Annotated in this window: 3 protein-coding genes and 2 pseudogenes; 4 read left to right on the forward strand and 1 reads right to left on the reverse strand. The window is 25.9% G+C overall.

Features of this window, described 5'->3' with window-relative positions; genetic code table 11:
• Positions 1-97 (reverse strand): annotated as a pseudogene (locus tag HZY31_RS03770) (IS6 family transposase); the annotation flags it as partial.
• 159 nt (positions 98-256) lie between these two features.
• Here HZY31_RS03770 and HZY31_RS03775 point away from each other — a divergent pair.
• From HZY31_RS03775 to HZY31_RS03790, 4 genes and pseudogenes are all read left to right on the forward strand, one after another.
• Complete coding sequence (locus tag HZY31_RS03775) at positions 257-832, forward strand: hypothetical protein (RefSeq protein ID WP_297318131.1); 576 nt, start codon at positions 257-259, stop codon at positions 830-832.
• Positions 833-937: 105 nt separating this feature from the next.
• Complete coding sequence (locus tag HZY31_RS03780; RefSeq protein WP_297318132.1) at positions 938-1,801, forward strand: radical SAM protein; 864 nt, start codon at positions 938-940, stop codon at positions 1,799-1,801.
• A gap of 391 nt (positions 1,802-2,192) precedes the next feature.
• Positions 2,193-2,585, forward strand: a complete 393-nt coding sequence (locus tag HZY31_RS03785; RefSeq protein ID WP_297318133.1) for a hypothetical protein — start codon at positions 2,193-2,195, stop codon at positions 2,583-2,585.
• A 26-nt stretch (positions 2,586-2,611) separates the two neighbouring features.
• Positions 2,612-2,708, forward strand: a pseudogene (locus tag HZY31_RS03790) (IS6 family transposase); the annotation flags it as partial.

The raw sequence follows: 2,708 nt of genomic DNA on the forward strand, positions 1-2,708 counted from the left end.
ATAAAATCCCAGATAAAATTTTAATCTCCACCGATTTCCTATCTCTCTTAAAAAGTTCCGCCATTCGTTCCTTTAATACTTCTATCGTCAGCTTCATATCCCCTATTTTTTACTTCCATATTTTTAAATCTTTCTTATCTTGACAGTCTCACTATACAAAAATTTTATATAATTAAATTAACATATTTACAAAAATGTGGTGTAAAGTAAAGAATAAAGTTTAAATATACCACCTTATAATATTGAGGTGGTGAATATGGAGGGATACAGTATGAGCCAACAGGCAAGGGATTTGTTACAAAAAGTGCATGGAGTGTGGAGAAGTATGGATAGAGTTGTTCCTTTAATGAATGCGTTGGTGACTGGATACATTATTGCAGTTTCAAAAGTTTTAGGGAGAGGAGCTACTGCAATGAGTCAAATGCTTATTAGAGAAATTGGAGATGTAATTGCTGAAATGGTAGATCAAATACTTGGAGATAGGCAAATTGAATATAATATAGAAAATATAACAGAATTAATAAAATCTGCTTTACTTGAAATGGAAATCTGTAAAGATGTTGAAGTAATTTCTGAAGAAAACAAAAATGAAAAGACCTATATAGTTAAAATTAAAGATTCTATATTCCTTCCAACACATAGGGTTTTAGTTAATCAAGGTTACAAAGAGTTTCCATTAAGTCCAGAAGGATTAATATGTGCCGCTATTGTAAGAAAAGCTTTAAGATCTAAAGAAGAAAATGCTGATGCACAAGTTAGAGTTAATACTAAACTTCCAACTGCTGATGATCAAACTTTAATTGTTGAAATTAAAGAAGTAAAATTAAAATAAATTAAAATTTACACTTTTTAATTTTTATTTTTTTTATTATTTTTATTTGAGGACATGAATATATAAATATATAAAACTAAATAAAAATAATGTGTTGTGATGAATATGATAATTTTAAGAAATGAAATTTGCGACAAATTGGAAGATATTGTTAGAAATTTAAAGATAGTTAAGCATTGTATAGGATGTGAAGGGATAAATTTAGAAATTGAAAATCCTTATCATCATCCCTCCATAGAATTAACTCAAAAATGTAATTTGAACTGTATTTACTGTTATTCTAAGCATAAAAATATAAAGAGAGGTATTTATGGAAATTTAGAAAATGCAAAGGCGGTTACAATATCTCAATATGGAGAGCCACTAATGGATTTAGAAGGAGTAAAAAAAGGAATTGAATTTTGTAAGGAGTTGGGTTTAAGAGTGGATTTACAAACAAATGGAGTTTTATTAAATGAAAAAATTATAGAGGAATTTAAAGATTTAGGTTTGGATTTAATAATGATTAGTTTAAGTTCTTTTAATAGGGAAAAGTATAAATTATTAACTGGAAAGGATTACTTTTCCAAAGTTTTAGAGAATATAAAAATAGCATCAAAGTATTTACATACAATTGTTAGAACTATATATATTCCAGGATTTAATGATAATGATTTATTAAAATTATCTAAAGAACTTAACGGCTATGTAGATGAAATTATGGTACATCATCTAATTTTATACAAAGAAAATGAAAATTCCTTAAAAAATCTAAATATAAACTTTGATGAGGTTGGTAAAATTAAAAATTTGTTATTAATGGTAAATAAAATGCAAGAAAATTCCCCAAAAATTAATGTCACTATTAAAGGATGCTTATTAGTTCAATTAAAGGAGATGGATGGCTTTATATTAAACAACATAACTTATGATGTTTTTTCAGAAGTTCCAGATATTAAAAGAGAATATAAACCATTACCTTGGGAATAAAGTAATTTTCAATCTATTAGATAAGGAAGAAAAACCAATAACAGAGAATGATACAAACATTTCAATAATTCTAATTAGTATATTCTGTTTTTTTGAGGTTTATATTATTCCAAAAGTAGCAGAATTAATACCTAAATAATAATATTAACAAAATTTACTTTTTTAAAGTATTTACTATTTTACTATTATTAAGACCTTTAATATCCATCTTTTTATACATTACTAAGTAGTGTATTTTATTGAAATAATCATAAATAACTTGGTAATGTATAAATATTTAAAAATCAAAATAATTCTATCATAAGATTGGAAAATATAACTTTACAAAAATAAAGTGGCGATGAAGCTTCTATATAGAAGCTGAGCCTTACCAATACAAGGAGGTTATATAATGAAGAAGATATTTGCTTTAATATTTGGGCTATTAGTAATATGTTCCACTTTGGCTTCTGTAAGTGCTGTAGAAGTAGAAAATTCCAAAGATATTGCAGGTCAGAAGGTAGATATTGAAGTAGTAAAAAATACTCCAACTGACCAAATCGTAAAAGTTAATATTAAAAATATTAATGATTTTAAAAAACTCTATATAACCAAAATTATCAAGAAAAGATTAATTAAAAAGCATATCATGGTAAATGGTGAAACCTATTGTATAAATATTAAAGCAAAAAAACTCTCAGAAGATAAATACTGCATAACTGAAACCATATATGATAAAAATGAAGAAATAGCTAACTTAAATTTTACTGTAAAAATCGAGACTGTCAAGATAAGAAAGATTTAAAAATATGGAAGTAAAAAATAGGGGATATGAAGCTGACGATAGAAGTATTAAAGGAACGAATGGCGGAACTTTTTAAGAGAGATAGGAAATCGGTGGAGATTAAAATTTTATCTGGGATTTTAT

This window comes from Methanocaldococcus sp., assembly GCF_024490875.1.
Lineage (GTDB): Archaea > AGJL01 > Methanococci > Methanococcales > Methanocaldococcaceae > Methanocaldococcus.